The 20,326-nt window shown below is 66.8% G+C and carries 15 protein-coding genes; 4 read left to right on the top strand and 11 right to left on the bottom strand.

All coding sequences use genetic code 11. The features are described 5' to 3' along the window. Positions 1-39: 39 nt before the first annotated feature. The 10 genes from mmsB to E3O39_RS05610 form a co-directional block, all read right to left on the bottom strand. Positions 40-1,227 (bottom strand): multiple monosaccharide ABC transporter permease, encoded by a 1,188-nt coding sequence (gene mmsB, locus E3O39_RS05655; protein ID WP_134446860.1) that lies wholly within the window; start codon positions 1,225-1,227, stop codon positions 40-42. Positions 1,228-1,233: 6 nt separating this feature from the next. Beyond that, positions 1,234-2,763 carry a multiple monosaccharide ABC transporter ATP-binding protein gene (mmsA, locus tag E3O39_RS05650; RefSeq protein ID WP_134446858.1) on the bottom strand — a complete coding sequence of 510 codons (1,530 nt, stop codon included), beginning with the start codon at positions 2,761-2,763 and terminating at the stop codon, positions 1,234-1,236. 117 nt (positions 2,764-2,880) lie between these two features. Further along, positions 2,881-4,002: a multiple monosaccharide ABC transporter substrate-binding protein gene (gene chvE, locus E3O39_RS05645; RefSeq protein WP_134446856.1), complete on the bottom strand. Its 1,122-nt coding sequence runs from the start codon at positions 4,000-4,002 to the stop codon at positions 2,881-2,883. Positions 4,003-4,357: 355 nt separating this feature from the next. Further along, a complete protein-coding gene (locus tag E3O39_RS05640; protein WP_134446854.1) occupies positions 4,358-5,803 on the bottom strand; it encodes a GH1 family beta-glucosidase in 1,446 nt (481 codons plus the stop codon). After that, entirely contained in the window at positions 5,800-8,154 is a 2,355-nt protein-coding gene (yicI, locus tag E3O39_RS05635) for an alpha-xylosidase (RefSeq protein WP_134446852.1), read from the bottom strand. Before yicI ends, E3O39_RS05640 begins: the two co-directional genes overlap by 4 nt. Further along, complete coding sequence (locus tag E3O39_RS05630) at positions 8,154-9,062, bottom strand: carbohydrate ABC transporter permease (RefSeq protein ID WP_134446850.1); 909 nt, start codon at positions 9,060-9,062, stop codon at positions 8,154-8,156. The genes yicI and E3O39_RS05630 overlap by 1 nt, the downstream gene beginning before the upstream one ends. A gap of 2 nt (positions 9,063-9,064) precedes the next feature. Beyond that, on the bottom strand, positions 9,065-10,066 hold the full coding sequence (locus tag E3O39_RS05625) for a carbohydrate ABC transporter permease (protein WP_134446848.1): 1,002 nt from the start codon (positions 10,064-10,066) through the stop codon (positions 9,065-9,067). Between the two features lie 116 nt (positions 10,067-10,182). After that, positions 10,183-11,475, bottom strand: coding sequence for an extracellular solute-binding protein (locus tag E3O39_RS05620; RefSeq protein ID WP_134446913.1), 1,293 nt, complete (start codon positions 11,473-11,475; stop codon positions 10,183-10,185). Positions 11,476-11,809: 334 nt separating this feature from the next. Then, on the bottom strand, positions 11,810-13,093 hold the full coding sequence (locus E3O39_RS05615) for a sensor domain-containing diguanylate cyclase (RefSeq protein WP_134446847.1): 1,284 nt from the start codon (positions 13,091-13,093) through the stop codon (positions 11,810-11,812). Positions 13,094-13,231: 138 nt separating this feature from the next. Next, complete coding sequence (locus tag E3O39_RS05610; protein WP_134446845.1) at positions 13,232-14,266, bottom strand: LacI family DNA-binding transcriptional regulator; 1,035 nt, start codon at positions 14,264-14,266, stop codon at positions 13,232-13,234. 158 nt (positions 14,267-14,424) lie between these two features. Here E3O39_RS05610 and E3O39_RS05605 point away from each other — a divergent pair, with 158 nt between their 5' ends. After that, complete coding sequence (locus tag E3O39_RS05605) at positions 14,425-16,014, top strand: glycoside hydrolase family 43 protein (protein ID WP_241984982.1); 1,590 nt, start codon at positions 14,425-14,427, stop codon at positions 16,012-16,014. Between the two features lie 93 nt (positions 16,015-16,107). On the opposite strand, the gene E3O39_RS05600 is transcribed toward E3O39_RS05605, so the two are convergent. Further along, positions 16,108-17,136, bottom strand: a complete 1,029-nt coding sequence (locus E3O39_RS05600; RefSeq protein WP_134446841.1) for a LacI family DNA-binding transcriptional regulator — start codon at positions 17,134-17,136, stop codon at positions 16,108-16,110. Positions 17,137-17,271: 135 nt separating this feature from the next. On the opposite strand from E3O39_RS05600, the gene E3O39_RS05595 reads away from it, so the two are divergent. From E3O39_RS05595 to E3O39_RS05585, 3 genes are read left to right on the top strand one after another with little or no spacing between them, the layout of a single operon-like run. Continuing rightward, positions 17,272-18,579, top strand: coding sequence for an ABC transporter substrate-binding protein (locus E3O39_RS05595; RefSeq protein WP_134446839.1), 1,308 nt, complete (start codon positions 17,272-17,274; stop codon positions 18,577-18,579). Between the two features lie 10 nt (positions 18,580-18,589). Further along, positions 18,590-19,507, top strand: a complete 918-nt coding sequence (locus E3O39_RS05590) for a carbohydrate ABC transporter permease (RefSeq protein ID WP_134446837.1) — start codon at positions 18,590-18,592, stop codon at positions 19,505-19,507. Next, on the top strand, positions 19,507-20,325 hold the full coding sequence (locus E3O39_RS05585) for a carbohydrate ABC transporter permease (RefSeq protein WP_134446835.1): 819 nt from the start codon (positions 19,507-19,509) through the stop codon (positions 20,323-20,325). Before E3O39_RS05590 ends, E3O39_RS05585 begins: the two co-directional genes overlap by 1 nt. Position 20,326 lies beyond the last annotated feature (1 nt).

Here is a 20,326-nt window from a genome sequence, read left to right as displayed (position 1 = left end):
CCGCGCGTGTTGCACAAGGCTACCGCCCGCGCCCCGGAGTCAGCGTCCGCCGCTGCGCCGCTTGTTGAAGATGTCGAACGCGACCGCGAGCAGGAGGACGAGACCCTTGATGGCCATCTGCCACGCGGCATCCACCGAGAGGATCGACAGTCCCATGTTCAGGACACCCATCACGAGGCCACCGACGATGGCTCCGACGACCGTTCCCACGCCGCCCTGAACGGCTGCGCCGCCGATGAAGACCGCGGCGATGGCGTCCAGTTCGTAGTTCTGCCCTGCCGAAGCCACGGCGCCGCCTGCGCGGGCCGTGCTGTCCACGCCGGCGAGTCCGGCGAGCACGCCCATGTTGACGAAGACGTAGAAGTTGACCCATTTGGTCTTCACGCCGCTCATCATGGCGGCGAAGAGGTTGCCGCCGATCGCGTAGACGTGACGGCCGAAGACGGTCTGGTTCAGCATGAACGTGTAGCCGAGAATCAGGACGGCGAGGACGATCAGGATGATCGGGGTGCCGCGGTAACCGGAGAGAAGCCAGGCCAGCCACATGATCGCGATGACCGCAATGCCGGACTTGACGGCCATCTGCACGACGGACTCCATGGGCAGCTCGAGGCGCCGCAGGGTCGCACGGGTGCGCAGCTGCTGCGCGACGAGGGCGATGCAGGTGATGGCGCCGAGGGCGAGAGTCAGGGTGTCCCGTCCGCCGAGCTCACCCAGCACTCCGGGCAACCAACCGGCGCCGATCGCCGTGAAGGAGTCCGGCAGCCCGCTGATCGTGCCACCGGTCAGCAGGACGAGCGTGAGGCCGCGGAAGATCAGCATGCCGGCGAGGGTCACGATGAAGGCGGGGATTCCGACGAAGGCGATCCAGAAGCCCTGCCAGGCGCCCACGACCGCACCCACGACGAGGGCGAGCAACACGGCCGCCCACCACGGGAAGCCCCATTGGTTCGTCGCGATGGCCGAGACCGCACCGACCATGGCGACGACGGAGCCGACCGAGAGGTCGATGTGGCCGGCGATGATCACGACGACCATGCCGATCGCGAGGATCAACACGTAGGCGTTCTGCTGGATGAGGTTGTTCACGTTGCCGGGCAGCAGCAGCCGGCCCTTCGTGAGCACTTCGAACAGAACGATGATGACGACGAGCGCGGCGAGAATGCCGTACTGGCGGAAGTTGATGGCCAGCCGGGGCTTGCGCGTGGCTGGGGTGGTGGTGGTCATTGCGGTCTAGTCCTTTCCCGCAGTCATGAGGTGCATGAGGCTTTCCTGGGTGGCATCCTTCGCGGCGACTTCGCCTGTGATGCGACCCTCGGAGATCGCGTAGATGCGATCGGAGATGCCGAGAAGCTCCGGTAGTTCGGAGGAGATGACGACGACGGCCTTTCCTGCCGCGGCGAGCTCGTTGATGATGCCGTAGATCTCGTACTTGGCGCCGACGTCGATGCCTCTGGTCGGTTCGTCGAGGAAGAGCACGTCGGGGCCGGTGAAGACCCACTTCGACAGCACGACCTTCTGCTGGTTGCCGCCGGAGAGCTGGCCGGTGATCGACGAGACGCTCGGCGCCTTGATGTTCATCCGCCTGCGGTAGTCGTCCGCGATCTTGTACTCGCGGTGGCGGTCGATCACGCCGAACCGGGCGAGGGTCGCCAGCGCCGCCGCCGAGACGTTCACGGTGATGTCGCCGATCAGGTTGAGCCCGTATTTCTTGCGGTCCTCCGTCGCGTACGCGATTCCGTTGCGGATGGCTTCGTCGACCGTGCGCACCGAGATCTCGGTGCCGTTCTTGAAGACCCGGCCGGTGATGTTGGTGCCGTACGAGCGTCCGAAGATGCTCATGGCCAGTTCGGTGCGGCCCGCGCCCATCAGCCCGGCGAAGCCGACGACCTCGCCCGCGTGCACGGTGAACGAGGCGTTGTCGACGATCTTCCTGCCGGTGTCCACCGGGTGGTACGCGTTCCAGTCCTCGACCCGGAGGATCTCTGCGCCGATCTTCGGGTCCCTGGGCGGGAACATGCTGTTGAGGTCGCGGCCGACCATCGAGCGGATGATGCGGGCCTGGGTCGCGTCGGGACCGTGCATGTCGATCGTCTCGATCGTCTTGCCGTCCCGGATCACGGTCACCGTGTCCGCGATCCGGCGGATCTCCTTGAGCTTGTGGGATATGATGATGCTCGTGATGCCCTGGCCCCGCAGGTGCTCGATCAGGTCGAGCAGGTGGTCGGAGTCTTCGTCGTTGAGAGCCGCGGTCGGCTCGTCGAGGATCAGGAGCTTGACCCGCTTCGACAACGCCTTGGCGATCTCCACGAGCTGCTGCTTGCCGACGCCCAGCTCGAGCACCTTCGTGGCCGGGTTCTCGTCGAGACCGACCCGGGCGAGCAGGCTCGCGGCCTCGAGGTTGGTCTTGTTCCAGTCGATGACGCCGCGGGTGGCGTTCTCGTTGCCGAGGAAGATGTTCTCCGCGATCGAGAGGTACGGGCTGAGCGCGAGTTCCTGGTGGATGATGACGATCCCGACCGCTTCGCTGTCGTTGATCGATCTGAACTGGGCCTCTTCCCCCTCGAATTCGATCGTGCCGTCGTAGCTGCCGTGCGGGTAGACGCCGCTCAGCACCTTCATCAGCGTCGACTTGCCTGCGCCGTTCTCACCGCAGATGCCGTGCACCTTGCCGCGCTCGACTTCGAGGGTGACTGAGTCGAGGGCTTTGACCCCGCTGAAGTCTTTCCCGATGTCGATCATCCGAAGAATCGGACCGTTCATGTGTGTCGCTCCTGTCAGCGAATACGTCGTTCGGGTGCGTACCGACCACGGTGGTGGCGAAGCCCAGGGCCCCGCCACCACCGCAGTCGGTACGGAATTCGGTTTCTTCGGTACGGCTTAGAGGCCGACGTCCGATGCCTTGATGAACCCGGAATCGATGAGCTTCGTCTGCACGAGGTCCTTCGTGACGACCTCAGGGGCCAGCAGGTAGGACGGGACGACCTTCTTGCCGTTGTCGTACGTCTTGGTGTCGTTCACCTCGACCGTTGTGCCGGCCGCGATCGACTGGATCATCGTGAAGACCTGGGCGCCCAGGGTACGGGTGTCCTTCCAGACGGTCATCGACTGGGTGCCCGCGAGGATGGCCTTGACGTTCGCCTTGTCCGCGTCCTGGCCCGTGATGATCGGGTAGTCGGTGCCTGCGGTGTAGCCGGCCGACTTCAGGGAGGCTTCGATGCCGACCGCGAGGCTGTCGTTCGGGGAGAGCACGACGTTGACCTTGGCGCCGTTGCCGTAGAACGAGGAGAGCCGGTTGTCCATCTCGGCCTGTGCCTTGTCGGACGCCCAGCCCTGGATTCCGATCGTGGTCCACGCGTCGTTCGTCTTCGGAGCCTTGCCGCTCGGGACGACCAGCTGGCCGCTCGTCACGTAGGGCAGGAGCACGTCCCATGCGCCGGAGAAGAAGAACTTGGCGTTGTTGTCGTCGGGGCTGCCGGCGAAGGGCTCGAGGTTGAACGGACCCTTGCCGTCCTTGAGGCCGAGTTCCTTCTCGATGAACTGCCCCTGGAGCTGGCCGACCTTGTAGTTGTCGAACGTCGCGTAGTAGTCGACGTCGGCGGTCCCGTTGATCAGGCGGTCGTAGGCGATGACCGTGGCGTCCTGCTTCTTCGCGTCGGCGAGTGCCGGTGCGAGTACCTTGCCGTCGATCGCTGCGACGACGAGGATCTTGGCCCCGCCGGCGACCTGGTTCTGGATCTGGCTGATCTGCTGGTCGGTCTTGTTGTCGGCGTACTGAAGGTCGACGGTGCAGCCGGCCCCTTCGAGCTTGGTCTTGAGGCCTTCGCCGTCGTTGATCCAGCGCTCGAGGCTTCTCGTGGGCATCGAGATGCCGACGTTGCAGTCCGCGATTGCTGCCGTGGTGCTTCCGGTCCCTGATGTGGTGGCCGTTGAACACGCCGCGAGCGAGAGCGCAACGGCCCCCGTAGCGACAATCGTGAACAGCCTCTTGGTTTTCGTCATGATCTGCTTTCTGCTCTGAATGCTGTGATCGCACGAGGAGGCGGCAGGAAAACCACCATTACCCCCTTGTAACGCTGTCATCAACATGGCGACACGCGCTTATGTTGACGCATCCAACATATAACAGGATTCGGCCCCGAGTCACCCCCTCTTTTGGGCCAGGGACGCAGATCTGGCAATTACAACGTGAGAATTCAGGGCCGGAACCGAATTTGTTGCACCAAACCGCAAAACCGTGCGCGTGCACGGTTTTCCCGGCGCGCCAGAGTGACCTTTCCGGTCGAGAGCGACCGCGGAAACGGGCACTCTCGACCGGAAGGTAGCGGGATCAGGCGGCGGGATCAGCCTCCGGGGATCAGGCGGCGGGGATGATTCCCGTGGCGACGAGCTTCGCGTACCAGAGGGCACTGTCCTTGGGGGTGCGCACCTCGGTGTCGTAGTCCACGTAGACGATGCCGAACCGCATCGAGTAGCCATAGGCCCACTCGAAGTTGTCCATGAACGACCAGACCTGGTACCCGCGCAGGTCGACGCCGCGCGCGAGGGCCCGGTGTGCGGCGGTGAAGTGCCGCTGCAGGTAGTCGGTGCGCAGCGGGTCGTGCACGGCGGGGCCGTCCGCTTCCTGCACGAGGGTGTCCGGGAAGGCTGCGCCGTTCTCGGTGATCATGAGCGGCTGGTCCGGGAATTCCTCGCTGAGCGACACGAGCAGTTCCTCGAGGCCCGCGGGCTCGATGTTCCAGCCCATATCGGTGTACGGGCCGGCCTGCTGCACGAATTCGACCCGGTCGGCGCCGGGCCAGGGAGAGCCGGCGGCGTCCTTGTGGCCGTCGGCGCTCTGGCGCGGGGCCTCGCCGTCCCAGAGCCGCACTCGCGTGGTCGAGTAGTAGTTGACGCCGAGCACGTCGATCGGCTGGTGGATGATCTCGGTGTCGCCGGGCCGCACGAAGGACCAGTCGGTGATCGCTGCGGTGTCGGCGAGGACATCCGCCGGGTACTCGCCCTTCAGCAACGGGCCGAGGAAGACCCGGTTGCCGAGGCCCTCGATCTGCCGAACGGCCTCTGGCCCACCGGGGCCCTCGCCTCGCACGACGTGCAGGTTGAGCGTGATCGAGAAGTCCGGGTCGTTCGTGACGACCTTCCGGAGTTCCGTGATCGCGAGCCCGTGCGCGAGGTTGAGGTGGTGGACCGCGGTCAACGCCTCCGCACCGTCGGTTCGACCGGGCGCGTGCGCCCCGGAGCCGTAGCCCAGGTACGCGGAGCACCACGGCTCGTTGAGCGTCGTCCAGGTGTCGATCCGGTCGCCGAGAGCCGCGCCCATGATCCCCGCGTACTCGGCGAACGCGTACGCGGTCTCGCGGTTGGTCCAGCCGCCCTCGTCCTCCAGGGCCTGCGGGAGGTCCCAGTGGTAGAGCGTCGCGATCGGACGAATGCCGCGCTCGAGCAGCCCGTCGACGAGCCGCTCGTAGAACGCGAGGCCCTTCTCGTTGACCGGGCCGCGGCCGGTGGGCTGGATCCGGGACCACGAGATCGAGAACCGGTACGCGTGCAGGCCCAGCCGCTGCATCAGGTCGAGGTCTTCCTCGAGGTGGTGATAGTGGTCGCTCGCCTTGTCGCCGGTGTCACCGTTCAGGATCGCGCCGGGCGTGTGGCTGAAGGTGTCCCAGATCGACGGGCCGCGGCCATCCTTATCGAAGGCACCCTCGATCTGGTACGCGGCCGTCGCCGAACCGAACACGAATCCGGCGGGGAACTCCAGCCCCGAGTCGCGGTAGTCCGGGTTGCCCTGGCGGGAATCGGTCATGAGAGGGTGGCCTTTCGATTCGCGGATGCTGAGGTGTCGCCTCCCGCGCGCCTGGCGCGGAACGCGGCGTCCGAGTCACTCTGCACCGTGACCCCGTCGCCGTCTTCCACAATCGTAAAGGTCACGACGGAATCGCCGAGCGGATCCGACACGAGCACGGTCCTGGTGGCGTCGCCGCCGGGATAGACCGTGATCAGGACGTCATCGGTGTAGTCGTAGTCCGGCCGGTCGTCCCTGGCGCCCGTCGCGAGCACAGCACCCTCCCGCACCCACAACGGAATACTGTCGAACGTGTGGGTCTCGCGGCGCCAGGCCGGTCCGGCCGCGGTCTCGCCGGTCAGGTAGTTCGTCCACGTCCCGGCGGGGAGGTAGTACGACACGTCGCCGGCCTCGCTGAAGACGGGAGCGACGAGCAGGTCGTGGCCGAGCAGGTACTGGCGGTCGAGATAGTCGACCGCGGGGTCGCCGGCGAATTCGATCTGCATCGGTCGCATGAAGGGGATGCCGGTGCGGTGCGCCTCGAGGCCGACCTGGTACAGGTAGGGCATCAGCGAGAGCTTGAGCTTCGTGAAGCGACGGGTGACGTCGACGGCGCTCTGGCCCGGTTCCTCCGTGCCGTCGTCGAAGAGCCACGGCACCCGGTAGCTCGTGGAGCCGTGCAGGCGGGAGTGGCTCGACATCAGGCCGAAGGCGAGCCAGCGCTTGAGCACGGCCGCATTGGGCATGCCCTCGAAGCCGCCGATGTCGTGGCTCCAGAACCCGAAGCCCGAGAGGGCGAGCGAGAGCCCGCCGCGCAGCGTCTCCGCCATCGACTCGTAGCTCGAGGAGTTGTCCCCGCCCCAGTGCACCGGCTGCTTCTGGCCGCCGACGGTCGCGGAGCGCGCGAACAGAACGGCGTCGCCGACGCCGTGGTGCTCCTGGAGCACCTCGAACACGGCGGCGTTGTAGAGCTGGGTGTACCAGTTGTGCATCCGCTCCGGGCTTGAACCGTCGTGCCAGACCACGTCGAGCGGGATCCGCTCGCCGAAGTCGGTCTTGATGGCGTCGACGCCCTGGTCGAGCAGGTGCCGCAGCTTGCCCTGGAACCAGGTGACGGCATCCGGGTTGGTGAAGTCGACGAGGCCCATGCCTGCCTGCCAGAAGTCCCACTGCCAGACGGAGCCGTCAGCCCTCTTCACGAGGTAGCCGGCCGCCTGGGCCTCGGCGAAGATCGGGGCGCGCTGGGCGATGTACGGGTTGATCCAGGCGCTCACGTGCAGGTTCTTGCCGTGCAGGCGGGCGAGCATCCCCTCGGGGTCCGGGAACACCCGCGGGTCCCACTCGAAGTCGGTCCAGTTGAATTCGCGCATCCAGAAGCAGTCGAAGTGGAAGACCGAGAGCGGCAGGTCGCGTTCGGCCATGCCGTCGATGAAGGAGTTGACCGTCGCCTCGTCGTACTGGGTCGTGAACGAGGTCGACAACCAGAGGCCGTACGACCAGGCCGGCACCTGGGCCGGGCGCCCGGTCAGCTCCGTGTAGCGGCCGAGCACGTCCTTGGGCGTCGGCCCGTAGATCACGAAGTATTCGAGGTACTCTCCGGCGACGGAGAACTGCACCTGTTCGACCGACTCGGTGCCGACCTCGAAGGAGACGTGCTCTGCGTGGTTGACGAGCACGCCGTAGCCCCGGTTGGTGAGGTAGAACGGGATGTTCTTGTAGGACTGCTCGCTCGAGGTGCCGCCGTCGGCGTTCCAGATGTCGATGGTCTGGCCGTTCTTCACGAGAGGGCCGAAGCGTTCGCCGAGACCGTAGACGAGTTCGCCGACGCCGAGCCCGAGCCGCGCGTGCACGTAAGCGGATGCGGCGGCGAGCCCGGTCTCCGTGACGCCGGAGACCCCGGTGGGTTCCGCCGCGATCGGCGCGCCGTCGGCGAGCTGCAGGTAGCCGATCGATTTCGGCCCGCTCTCGGTCAGGGTGCGCCCGTCGGCCTCGAAGCGGAGGCTCCAGGGGCTCCCCCTGTCGATGCGCGCGGTCAGGGGGCCGCTCGTGACCGTCCCACCGTCCGCGTCGACGGACACGATGCCGCTGCCGGTGACGGCGCCGTCGAGCTCGAACCCGGGCTCCGTGGCTCCGCCGGTGTTCTTGGCCACCCGCACCCGGATCACGCCGGGCAGCGGGGAGGACAGCGTCACCGAGAGCAGGGCACGGTTGAGCACGTCGCCGCGGTGGGCGATGACCTTGGTGGGGGCGTCGATCCGCAGTGCGTCGCCGTCACCCGTCGCGCAGGGCACGACCTCGAGGTCGTACGCCTCCTGCGCATAGAGCGGCGTGACGCCGGGTCGCACGTGCCAGAATCCATCGGTGAACTTCATTACTTGACTGCTCCTGCGGTAATGCCACGCGTCAGCGTGCGCTGGAAGATGAGGAAGAAGACGAGCGTCGGCAGCAGGCCGAGCAATGCGGATGCGCTCGTGGTGGTGACGTCCATCAGGCGATCGCCCTGCAGCACGCTGATCGCGACCGGGACCGTCTGGTTCGCGTTGCTGACCAGGAACGTCAACGGGATCAGGAATTCGTTCCAGGTCCAGATGAAGAAGAAGATCAGGAGCACCGCGAGGGTCGACCGGCTGATCGGGTAGACGACGCGCCAGAGGATCTGCCAGCGGCTCGCGCCGTCGAGGGAGGCCGCCTCGAGGAGTTCCTTCGGGAAGGTTCCGTAGACGCTCGACAGCAGGTAGGTGCCGAAGGCGCTCTGGATGACCGTGAAGATGATGATGACGGCCCAGATGTTGTCGTAGAGGCCGACCTGCTTGAACATGAAGTAGAGCGGGTAGAGCAGGGCCTCCTGCGGCACCATGTTGGCGAGCAGGATGAGGACGACGATCCAGGTCCGACCGCGGATGCGGCCGATCCCGATCGCGTAGGCGTTGAACATCGACAGCAGCACGGCGGCCACGGCGACGACACTCGAGATGACGACGCTGTTCCAGAGCTTCTCCGGGAAGTTGACCCTGGTCCAGAAGTTGATGATGCCGTCGAAGTAGAGGTTGCTCGGCAGGGCAAGGGGGCCGGAGCTGTTGTAGTCGGCCGGAGACTTGAAGGAGTTGATCACGATCATCACGAACGGGATCGCGATGAACAGGCCGATGATGATGGCGATGAACAGGATGACCCAGTCGCCGGTGGTCTTGCGGGTGTGCACCTTGGGCAGCTTGAGCGGCTTGGGTTCCGGGGCGCCGGAATCGCGGCGGGGACGGATCTTGTCGGTCAGGGTAGTCATGGCTAGCGCTCCTCGTCCTGGCGCTCGAGCCGGGTCTGGAAAGTGATGAAGATGATCGCGACGATGGCGACCACGACGGTCAGGGCGGTTGCGATCGTTGCGCCGTAGCCGACCTGCTGGTTCTGGAAGAACTCGCTGTAGGAGTAGTAGCTCGGCACCATGGTCGATGTGCCCGGCCCGCCGCGGGTCAGTGCGTAGATCGGGCCGAACACCTTGAGGGCTGCGATCGTGCAGGTCAGGGTCACGACGAAGATCTCCGGGCGGATGATGCCGACGGTGATGGCGCGGAACCGCTGGAACCAGTTGGCGCCGTCGAGCTCCGCAGCCTCGTAGAGTTCCGGGTCGACGCGCTGGAGGGCGGCCATGAAGATCACGATCGGGTAGCCGAGCTGGACCCAGATCATGATGACCATGATGCAGGCCATCGCGGTGTCCGGGCTGCCGAGCCAGTTGTGTTCGAGGCCGCTGAGTCCGATGGCGCCGAGCACCTGGTTGAGGGCACCGTTCTCCGGGCGGAGGATCCAGCCGATCACGATCGCCGCGATCACGGTCGGCAGGATCTGCGGGAGGTAGTAGGTGGCGCGGAGGAAGCTTGCGATCTTGCCGCCGAACTTCTTGCCGACGAGGTCGAAGAGCATGGCCGCGAGCACGAGGCCGAGCAGGGTTGGGACGACGACCATGGCCACGATCATGGCGATCGAGTTCCCGAACGAGGTCCAGAACACGTCGTCGCCGAAGAGCTTGGTCCAGTTGTCCAGGCCGATCCAGACCGGAGGCTTGATACCGCGGTACTTGGTGAAGGTCAGGAAGAAGTTCCAGCCCAGCGGAACCAGGACGATGATGGTGAGCAGGAGCAGGCCCGGCACCAGGTAGAGCCAGAAACCCTTGCCGCCCGCACCGGGGATGAGGCTCTGCACGGGTGCGCGGCGAACGCGCTTGCCCGCAGGCTTGCCCGGCCGGGGCGGGTGCGATTCGGTTGTCTCAGTGGCCAGCGGGGCTGTCATAACCATCGCCTTGCCTTTCTTCAGTTCAGGGGTCTGCCGCGCAGCCACGACGCCGGGCCTGCGCGGCAGGAAGAGGGGGGTGCGGGTCGCGCCGGGGAGGCGCGACCCGCGGCGGACTACTTCTTGATGTCCTTGATGCCGTCGTTGTATTCGGTGCCGAGTTCGGTCAGGACGTCCTTGGACGACTTGGTGCCGTTCATGAGCTCCTGCAGGCCGGCGTTCAGCTGGTCGTAGAAGGTCGGGGTGGGCCAGTCGGGGTAGAAGCCGATGCCGTCGCGCGCGGTGAGCGTGTTGAAGTTGGCAATCAGTTCCTGGCTCTTCGGGTCCGTGATGTCCGAGGCGTTCGCGGCGACGGGGACGCCACCGTTGTTGCCGATCAGGGCCTGGATCTCCGGGCGCATCGTGATGTCGATGAATGCGGCGGCGAGGTCCTTGTTCTTGGCCTTCTCGGGGACGACCCACATGTTTCCGCTGGATCCGGGAGACATCGTGGCGCCGGGGTAGAGGAAGGTGCCGAAATCGAAGCCCTTGATCTCTGTCGTGAAGCGGTTGTACCACCAGCTGCCGGAGAAGAAGATCGGGTTCGTCCCAGCGATGAACGCGGTGCCGGCATCCTCTGCCTTGGTCCCGGTGGCGTCTTTGGAGATGTAGCCCTTGTCGGTCCAGTCCTTGATGGTGTTGGTCGCGTAGGTCAGTTCCTTGCCCTGCCAGTCGACGTCACCGGTGTAGAGCTGGTAGTCGTTGACGAAGCTGCGGTCTGCCTTGGTCAGCGCAAGCTGGTACCAGAGCTGGCCGAGCGGGTACTCGGCTGCCGACTCCGCCAGCGGGGTGATCCCGGCGTCCTTGAAGGTTTTCAGTGCGGCTTCGAACTCGGCCTGCGTGGTCGGGATCGCGACGTTGTACTTCGCGAACATGTCCTTGTTGTAATAGGCCTCGACGAATTCGCCGTAGTTCGGAACGCCGTACCAGGAGCCGGAGCCCATGATGCCGTTTTCGTCATACTTGGCGGTGGTCTGCAGGGAGGGGGCGAGCTTCGCGTCCCAGCCGTACTGGCTGACGTAGTCGTCGAGGTTGCTGAGCAGCCCCTGGCTTGCGAGCAGGCCGGCGGTGGCGTTGCCCTTGTTGTACTCGAGGATGTCGGGGGCCTGGTCGGAGTTGAGGACCTGGCTCGCGGTCGAACGGATCTGCTCGAAGCTCTTCGCTTCGAACTTCACCTTCGCGCCGGTCTCCTTCTCGAAGACCTTGATCGCCTCGTTCCAGGCGATTCCCATCGCACTGGTATCGGACTCGAAGTCCCAGAGCGTCAGGGTCTTCCCCGTGCCGTCGACGGGGCCAGCCGAGCTGGCGCTCGTGGATCCGCCGGTTGAACCGCTTGCGCAGCCGGTCAAGAGTGCCGCTGCTGCCGTCATTGCGACGACAGCGAGGGCGCGCTTTCCTAATCTCACTTTCTACCTCCTTGTAGTGGCGACACCGATTCCTGTCGCCGATGACGACCCGAGCGCGAGCGAATCGAAACGCTTCGATAATTGCTGTGCTTATCGCCCGCCGAAACGCTTCGACAGTGGGTCGCTTTGAAGCATAGGGGCCTGCGGATGCGGGCACAAGTTGTTTGTTGATATTCGCAACATATCCGCGTCGCGCGAGCATCCGGCCCGGCCGCGATCCCCCGGATCCTCCACCTGAGGTGTCGCATATCGAGGTTCACACGCGGGTTGAACATCGATATGCGACACCTCAGGGACGTCATCGACGACCGACGGCGGCGCGGCGCACCCGCGCACGGAGAGCGCGCCGCGGGGTACCCGGCTTCATCCGGTACATGTCGGCGTCCGCCCGCGCGAACAGATCCTCCGCGCTCGCGCCGGGGACCCCGATGGCCACGCCGATGCTGGCCCGGACGGCGAGCGAGAGGTCTCCGATCGGGAACACGGGGCGCATCCGCTCGGTGATGCGCTCGACGAGGGCGGACGCCTCGGGAATCCCGCCGGTGATCAGGATGACGAATTCATCTCCGCCGAGGCGCGCGACGAGGTCGCTGGGCCGGACTACGGCACTCAGTCGCTCGGCGACCAGGCAGAGCACGGTGTCGCCGACGGCGTGACCATGCCGGTCGTTGATGGACTTGAAGTCGTCGAGGTCGCAGTAGACCAGCGCCACCTCACCGGACTCCCGGCCGACGGCCTCCTCGAGGGCCGAAATGAACTGCCGGCGATTGGCCAGGCCGGTCAGGTCGTCGTGGTTCGCGGCCCTGTCGAGCTGGCGCTCTGCGTGGACGAGTCCCGTGATGTCGCGCGACACACTCAGGTATTGCGTGACGCGGCCCTCGACGTTGCGCTTGAACGGGGTGAGTCCGCGCTCGACCCACAGGCTGCGCCCGTCGGCGGTCACCATCCGGTGCCGGCAGTGCACGACCTCGTGATCGAGGGCCAGCCGCACTCGCTCCTGGGCAGCGCGGTAGATGCCCCGGTCTTCGCTTGGAACGGCGCGGTCCCGCTCCGCGGGATCCGACAGGCCCTCGACGCTGTAGCCGTAGGTCTCGCTCAGGGACTTCGACGCCCAGAGAAGCTTCTCCTCGTCAAGGTCGAACACCGTGATCAGGTCGGGGGTGGTCTCGAGGACGGCGTTCTGGAATTCGAGCACTTCCCCGAGACGTTGCTGCGCCGCCATCCGCTCGGAGACGTCGGCAACCTGCACGAAGAAGCCTCCGGCGATGTCGGGCTGGTAGTCGACCTGCAGGTGGCGCGTCACGCCACCGGCGTCGACGAGGGTCCGGTCGAAATGCTGCGGGATTCCGTCGAGTGCACCACGCACCATGGGAAAGTTGCTCGCGTAGAGCTCGGCGCCGAGCACCTCGCTGATATGCCGGCCGCGCATTGCCGCGGCGTCGCCGCCGAGCAGCATGCCGTACGCGGTGTTGGCGAGGTCGCAACGGAGGTCGTTGTTCCAGTGCCCGATCAGGGCGGGGATCCGGTCGATTGCGGTTCGCAGGAGGTCCCGTTCTGCCACGAGTGCCTCGTAGTCGTCCATCGTCACCTTTGCCCGAGGAATGCGACCACGGGAACCCGTCGAAGCTCCCCCACTTGGAGGGTACAGGTCCCGGAGCGTTCCGCACCGTTCCCGGAGAAGATCCGGTGGTGGGACCCGGCTTCCCGGGTCGGGAGCGGGTCAGGATCGCGGGGAGGCCCCTGGCCGATCCGGCGGCGGTGCGATCGAGCCGCGCTCGTAGAAACGCGGAGGGACGAGCTCGATACGGGGTTCGATCGGACCGCTCACCTGCTCGATCGCGAGCGTGACCGCGCGCCAGCAGGAGTCGGCGGCGACGAGCGGAATCGTGTCGAGCGGAGGCTCGAAGTGATCGGTCTCGAAGCTCGCGCAGGCCGCAAGCACGGAGAGATCCCGCGGCACCCGCAGGCCGCGTTCCCGCAGCACGTCCAGAACCGCGGTGTGTATGCTCTCCTCGGCATGGAGGACGAGCGCCGTCATGTCCGGGCGCTCCGCGAAGAGCGCATCGAGGGCGATCCGGACGCTCGGGCCGTCCCGTTCGGGCATCACGAACGCCGTCTCGACCCCGTGGGCCGCAGCGGCCGCGAAGAAACCGTCGCGGAACCGGGGCGGGAAATTCGAGCCGCGGGCATAGACGCCGGGAGAGTGCCCGATCAGGCCGATCGACCGGTGCCCGGCTGCCACCAGCTTCTCGACCGCGAGCGCCGCAGCGGCCTCGAAGTCGAGGTCGACGCAGACGAGACCGGCGGCATCCCGGGGAATCCCGATGAAGGTCGCCGGCACGCCGAGCTCGCGGATGACCGCGACCCTGTCGTCATCGCCCGCGACGTCGAGCACGATGATGCCGTCGACGAGGCTGCTCGACGCCACCCGGCGGAGTCCGCTCGTCGCCTCGTCCTGGGTGAGCAGCAGCACGTCGTAGTCGTGTTCGCGGGCGGCTTGCGCGACCGCGAGCACGAAGGCCATGTGGGCCGGCGCATAGGTGTCCGCGTGAAAAGGCGCCGTGAGGGCGAAGATGTTGGTGCGGGTGCCCGCGAGCATCCTGGCCCCCGCGTTCGGACGATAGCCGAGACTCTCCACGGCATCGAGGACGCGCACGCGCGTGGATGCCGCGATCGACCGCTTGCCGGACAGCGCGTAGGACACCGTGCTGATCGAGACACCGGCAACCCGCGCAACATCGTGGATGCTCGCCATGGCGCCGACCTCGCTTCCCGATAATAAATGTCTTGTCGCACAGTCTGACCCATGAACCAACGGACCAGAACCACCCCGTCCCGGATTTGTTGTGAGAATCGACTTAAACGGGTCAGGGGTCACGGATGCCGACGGTCCGGTCACTAGGGTGGTCAAGCATGACGGTCTTCGCGAATCCGGTCCTGCCCGGAATGTACCCCGATCCCTCGGTCTGCCGGGTCGGCGACACCTTCTACCTCGCCAATTCGTCGTTCGAGTACTTCCCCGGTCTCCCACTGCACTCGAGCACCGACCTCGTCACCTGGACACCCCTCGGCCACGCGATCGACCGCACCGGGCAGGCCGGCCTGCTCGACCTCGCCGGGGTGCCGGACTCCGGCGGCCTCTACGCGCCGACCCTGCGCCATCACGACGGTCTTTTCTTCCTCGCCTGCACCGTCGTCGGCGGCGCGGCGGACGCGTCGTTCTTCCTCACCACGACCGACCCGGCCGGGCCCTGGTCCGATCCGGTGTTCCTCGAGGGCGCGCGCGGCATCGATCCGACGGTCTTCTTCCACGAGGGCAGGGTCTGGTGGGCCGGCTGCCGCCTCGTCGAACCCGGCGCATACCCCGGCCAGACCGAGATCTGGCTCCGCGAGCTCGACCCGGTCGCCGGGCGACTCTTCGGCCAGGAGCACATCCTCTGGAATGGCGCGGTTGCCGGGGCGGTGTGGGCGGAGGGCCCGCACCTCTTCGCGCACGACGGGTGGATCTACCTCCTCGCCGCCGAGGGCGGCACCGAACGGAACCACGCCGTCTCGGTCGCCCGCTCCCGGTCCGTCACGGGCCCGTACGTCGGGAACCCCGGCAACCCGATCCTCAGCCACCGCCAGCTGGGAGCCACCGCGAGCGTGCAGAACGTCGGGCACGCCGACCTCGTCGAGGCAGGGGACGGCTCCTGGTGGGCCCTCGCCCTCGGCGTGCGCAGCCGCGCGGGCGGGCACGTGCTCGGACGGGAGACCTTCCTCGCGCCCGTCGCCTGGGAGTCCGGCTGGCCCGTGGTCAACCCGGGTGCAGGCCGGCTCGGCGAGCGCGGAAGCACACCGTTCACGAGCGCGGATGCGCCGACCCCGGCCGAACTGCATGACACATTCCCGGTCGGGCCGCTCGCGGCGCACTGGCTCGGCGTGCGCGGGCCGGTGCCGGGAGCGCACACCTCTGCGGCAGAGTTGCACCTCGAGCCTCCTGCGCCGCCGGCCCCGGACCCGGCCGGGTCGACATCGGCGCCACGACCCGCGACGAGGACGCCGGCCGCGTTCCTGGGGTACCGGTTGCGGCATCCCGACGTGCGGGCCGGTCTCCGCCTGGTGCTGCCGTACCCCGGGGTCACGGCCGGGCTCGCCCTGCGGCAGAGCGAGAACTTCGGCCTGCGCATCGAGCTCGCGCACGCGCCGGCCGGCTGGACTGCGACCGCGATCGCGCGCGCGGACGGGGCTGACACGGTCCTCGGCAGCGTGCCGCTCGACCCCGTCGCACCGGGCTCCCTGCTCGGCCTCACCGCGGAGCTGTCTGCGGCGGGGGTCGCTTTCACGGTCACGGTCGCCGGCGAGACGCGCGTCGTCGCCGTGACGGATGCCGCCCTCCTGACGACCGAGCGCGCCGGCGGCTTCGTGGGCACCGTCGTCGGGCCCTTCGTGAGCGGCGAGCCCGGCCACCCGGTCACGGTCACCGGCTTCGACTACGTGCCGACGGCATCCGCCACGCCCTGACCGAACCGATTCGACGGGGATTCTGCCCGGAAAACCCTTCACACCCGCTCCCCCGCGAAATGGACCAGAAGAGTCCGTCGAATCGGTTGGGAGTCAGGCGAGAGGGGCCGTGCTGTGCCGCGTGACGAGGCTCGTCGCAAGATCCATCCGCTGCACGGTGCCGCCAGGGGAATGCCGCATGCTGACCGCGAGATTCGCCGCGGCCTCCGCCATCTCGGTGAGCGGCTGCCGGATCGTCGTGAGCGGCGGCCCGACCCACCGGGCGAGGGGGAGGTCGTCGTAGCCGACGACCGAGAGGTCGGCGGGGATGAGCAGCCCCAGCGCCCTGGCCGCCTCGTACACGCCCATGGCCTGGAGGTCGCTCCCCGCGAAAATGGCGGTCGGCCGGTCCGGCCGGTCGAGCAGCTCGACCGCGCGCACCCGGGCCCCCTCCGGGTGGAAGTCACCGTCGAGCACGAGGGAGGAGTCGTAGGCGATTCCGGCCGCTTCGAGCGCGGCACGGTACCCGCCGATCCGCGCGACCGAACACAGCATGTCGACCGGACCCCCGATCATGCCGATCCGGGTGTGCCCGAGGTCGATGAGGTGCCGGGTCGCCGCGAGGCCGCCCGACCAGTTCGCCGAGCCGATCGAGGGAACGTCCGGGGTCGGCTCCCCCGCCGGGTCGACGACCACGAAGGGGATACCGCGGGTCGCGAGCTTCTGCTTCTGCTCCCCCGAGAGGTCCGAGAAGACCAGGATCACGCCGACCGGATTGCGGGCGATCACGCCGTCGATCCATTCCACGGACGGCGCGTGCCTGTCGCCGCTCTCGGTGAGGACGATGCTGAGCCCGTTCGCCCGCGCGACGCGCTCCACCCCGCGGATGATCTCGATCGCCCAGACGCTCTCGAGCTCGTGGAAGACGAGCTCGAGCAACGGCGCGGAGGCTGCGGCGTCGCCGCGACGGCTGTACCCGTTGCGGGAGAGCAGCTCTTCGACCCGGGTGCGCGTCGCCGGGGCGACGTCGCCGCGGCCGTTGAGCACCTTGGACACGGTGGAGAGCGACACGGCCGCGAGCGCGGCGATCGCCGACAGGGTCACGCGGTCCGGACTCTCCCGGCTTTCTTCGACGATCGACATGGCCTCATTCTTCCCCGAAGCCTCGGCTCCGTGCATCCGTTTGGTTTGTCGCTTGACGCAACAAACCCTGCGCCATAGACTCCAGTCATCCTAATCACTTTCGGCAACTTCGCCGAAACTTTCGAGAGGCGTTCAATGTCGAACACGAGCAGGTGGCTCAAACGAGCCGTCGCCGCATCCGCAGTAATCGCGTTGGGAGTCACGCTCTCCGCGTGCTCCGGCACATCAGGCAGCACAGCCAACAGCAACCGTCCGGAGAATGTCATCCACGTCGCCGTCTACGGAGACGCGGGCAACACCGTCGAGCAGGCCATGGTCGACAAATTCAACGCCACCTCCAAGGTCCAGGTCATCCTCGACCGGATCCCCGGCGCCAATTACCAGCAGAAGCTCCAGACGATCATCAGCACCGACGCGGCGCCCGACGTCTTCTTCAACTGGGGCGGCGGCAGCATCCAGCCGTTCGTGAAGGCCAACCTCCTCCTCCCCCTCACCGACATGATCAAGTCGGACCCGGCCCTCGAGTCGAGCTTCCTGCCCTCGGTCTTCAACGCCGCCGCGATCGACGGCGTGCCGTACGGCATCCCGATGCGCGGCACCCAGCCGGTCATCCTGTTCAACAACAAGCAGGTCCTGACGGATGCGGGAATCACCGCCCCGAAGACGTGGGACGACCTGCTCGCCGACGTCAAGGTCCTCACGGCGAAGGGCATCACCCCGATCGCCCTCGGCGGCGCCGACCAGTGGCCGACCCTGATGTGGTTCGAGTACCTCTTCGACCGTGTGGCCGGCCCCGACCTCCTCACGAAGGCCATCGGCGGCGACACCACCGTCTGGGACTCCGCCGACGGCAAGGCAGCACTCACCAAGCTCAAGTCCCTTATCGACGCGGGCGCCTTCGGCACCAACTTCGACTCCGTGAGCTTCGTCGACGGCGGCTCGCCCGCTCTGCTCCGCACCGGCAAGGCCGCCTTCGAGCTCATGGGCTCGTGGGAGTACTCCACCCAGCAGACCGCGGACAAGGCGTGGACCGAAGCCAACCTCGGCTACACCGGCTTCCCGTCGATCGCCGATGGCAAGGGTGACGGCGCCGACCTCGTCGGCAACACGAACAACTACTACTCGGTCATCAAGGCCACCCGCTACCCGGACACCGCCCGCGACTTCCTGAAGCTGATGTACTCCGACGAGTTCGTCCAGGCCCAGCTCGGCATCGGCAACCTCCCCACGACGACCACGACCGAGAAGTTCCTCGACCAGGCCGCCGACCCGGCATACGCGACCTTCCAGTTCAACCTGGTCAAGGACGCACCCGCGTTCCAGCTCTCCTGGGACCAGGCTTACCCCCAGTCGGCATCCGCCGACATGAAGACCGCGGTCTCGCAGTTCTTCACCGGCAAGCTCGACGTCGCCGGCTTCATCTCCGCGATGCAGGCACTCTAGGTAACTGACCATGAAGCGTCCAACCACCGGGCGCTCACGGCACTCGGGCGGCCCCAACGTGGGCCGCCCGGGCTTCGCCTGGGCCCTCCCCGCCACAATCTTCTTCGCCCTCTTCGCGATCGTCCCCCTCATCGGCGTCGCGGTGATGTCCTTCACGAGCTGGAGCGGCCTCGGCTCTCCCGAGTTCAACGGGCTCTCCAATTGGAACAAGCTCCTCGGCGACAAGGTCATGATGCAGAGCCTCTGGCTGAGCGCCCTGCTCACCCTGCTCGGCGTCGTCATCCAGACCCCGCTCAGCATCCTGCTCGGCGTCTGGGCCGCGGGACAGCAGAAGAACCGCGCCGTCCTCTCCGCGATCTACTTCATCCCGCTGCTGCTCTCCTCCGCGGCCGTCTCGGTTCTCTGGCGGGCCCTGCTCGACCCGAACTTCGGCATCCCCGGCCAGCTGGCCGGGATCTTCGGCGGCGACGGCAACCTGCTCGGCAGCCAGGCCGGCGCGATCGCCGTGCTGACCTTCGTCGGCGCGTGGCAGTTCACCCCGCTGCACACCCTGCTCTACCAGGGCGCTGCCCGGTCGGTCCCGCCCGTGCTCTACCAGGCCGCCGAGATCGACGGCGCAGGCACGATGCGCAAGTTCTTCAGCATCACCCTGCCGCAGCTGCGCAACACCATCGTGACCTCCGGCATCCTGATGGTCGTCGGCGGCCTCACCACCTTCGACACCGTGCTCATCCTGACCAAGGGCGGGCCGGGCACCGACACCACCATCACGCCGTACTACATGTACCGGAAGGCGTTCCAGTCCTTCGACTTCGGTGTCGGCAGCGCGATCGCGCTCGTCCTCGTGGTCATCGCGACGGCCATCTCGCTCATCATGGTCAGGGCGACCGGCTACGACAAGATGAACAGCGCCCAGGAAGGCATCTGATGAAGCCCAGACCGAATTACTTCGCCGGGGCCGGCAGCATCATCTGGCTCCTGATCGTCCTCGTCCCGATCTACGTCATGGTCACGGCGACGATCCAGACGCAGCAGGGCTACGCATCCGCCGGCCCATTGTCTCTGCCGAGCTCGTTCACCCTCGACAATTTCGGCGCCCTCGTCACGGGCGGGTTCCTCACCTACGTGTGGAACACCGTCATCGTCACGGTGAGCGTCGTCGCGATCGTCGTGCTCGTCGTCCCACCGCTCTCCTACGCGGTCGTCCGCAGCCGCAGCCGGGGCATCTCGCTGATCTTCCGCACCTTCCTGCTCGGCCTCGCGATCCCGGCCCAGGCCGTCATCGTGCCGATCTTCTACCTGATCTCGGTCGCCGGGCTCTACGACAGCCTGATCGGCATCATCCTGCCGACGGCGGCGTTCTGCCTGCCGATCTGCACCCTGATCCTGACCGGCAGCATGCGCGACATCACCCCGGAGCTCTACGAGGCCATGGCCATGGACGGTGCGACGCCGATGCGCAGCTTCTTCCAGCTCGTGCTTCCCCTCTCCAAGAGCGGCATCTCGACGATCATCGTCTTCTCCGCGCTGCAGGCCTGGAACGGCTTCCTGTTCCCCCTGATCCTGACCCAGTCGGCCTCGACCAAGGTGATCACCCTCGGACTGTTCGACTTCCAGTCGCAGTACGGTGTCAACATTCCGGGGCTGATGGCGGCCGTGCTGCTCTCGATGCTCCCGGTTCTCTTCGTGTACCTATTCGCCCGGCGCGCCCTCGTTCAGGGCCTCATGGGCGTCGGAGGCAAGTAAT

It is taken from the genome of Cryobacterium sp. MDB2-A-1 (assembly GCF_004402675.1).
GTDB classification, from domain to species: domain Bacteria; phylum Actinomycetota; class Actinomycetes; order Actinomycetales; family Microbacteriaceae; genus Cryobacterium; species Cryobacterium glucosi.
The sequence above is the reverse complement of the archived record's forward strand: the minus strand, read 5'-3'. Positions and strand labels throughout refer to the sequence as shown.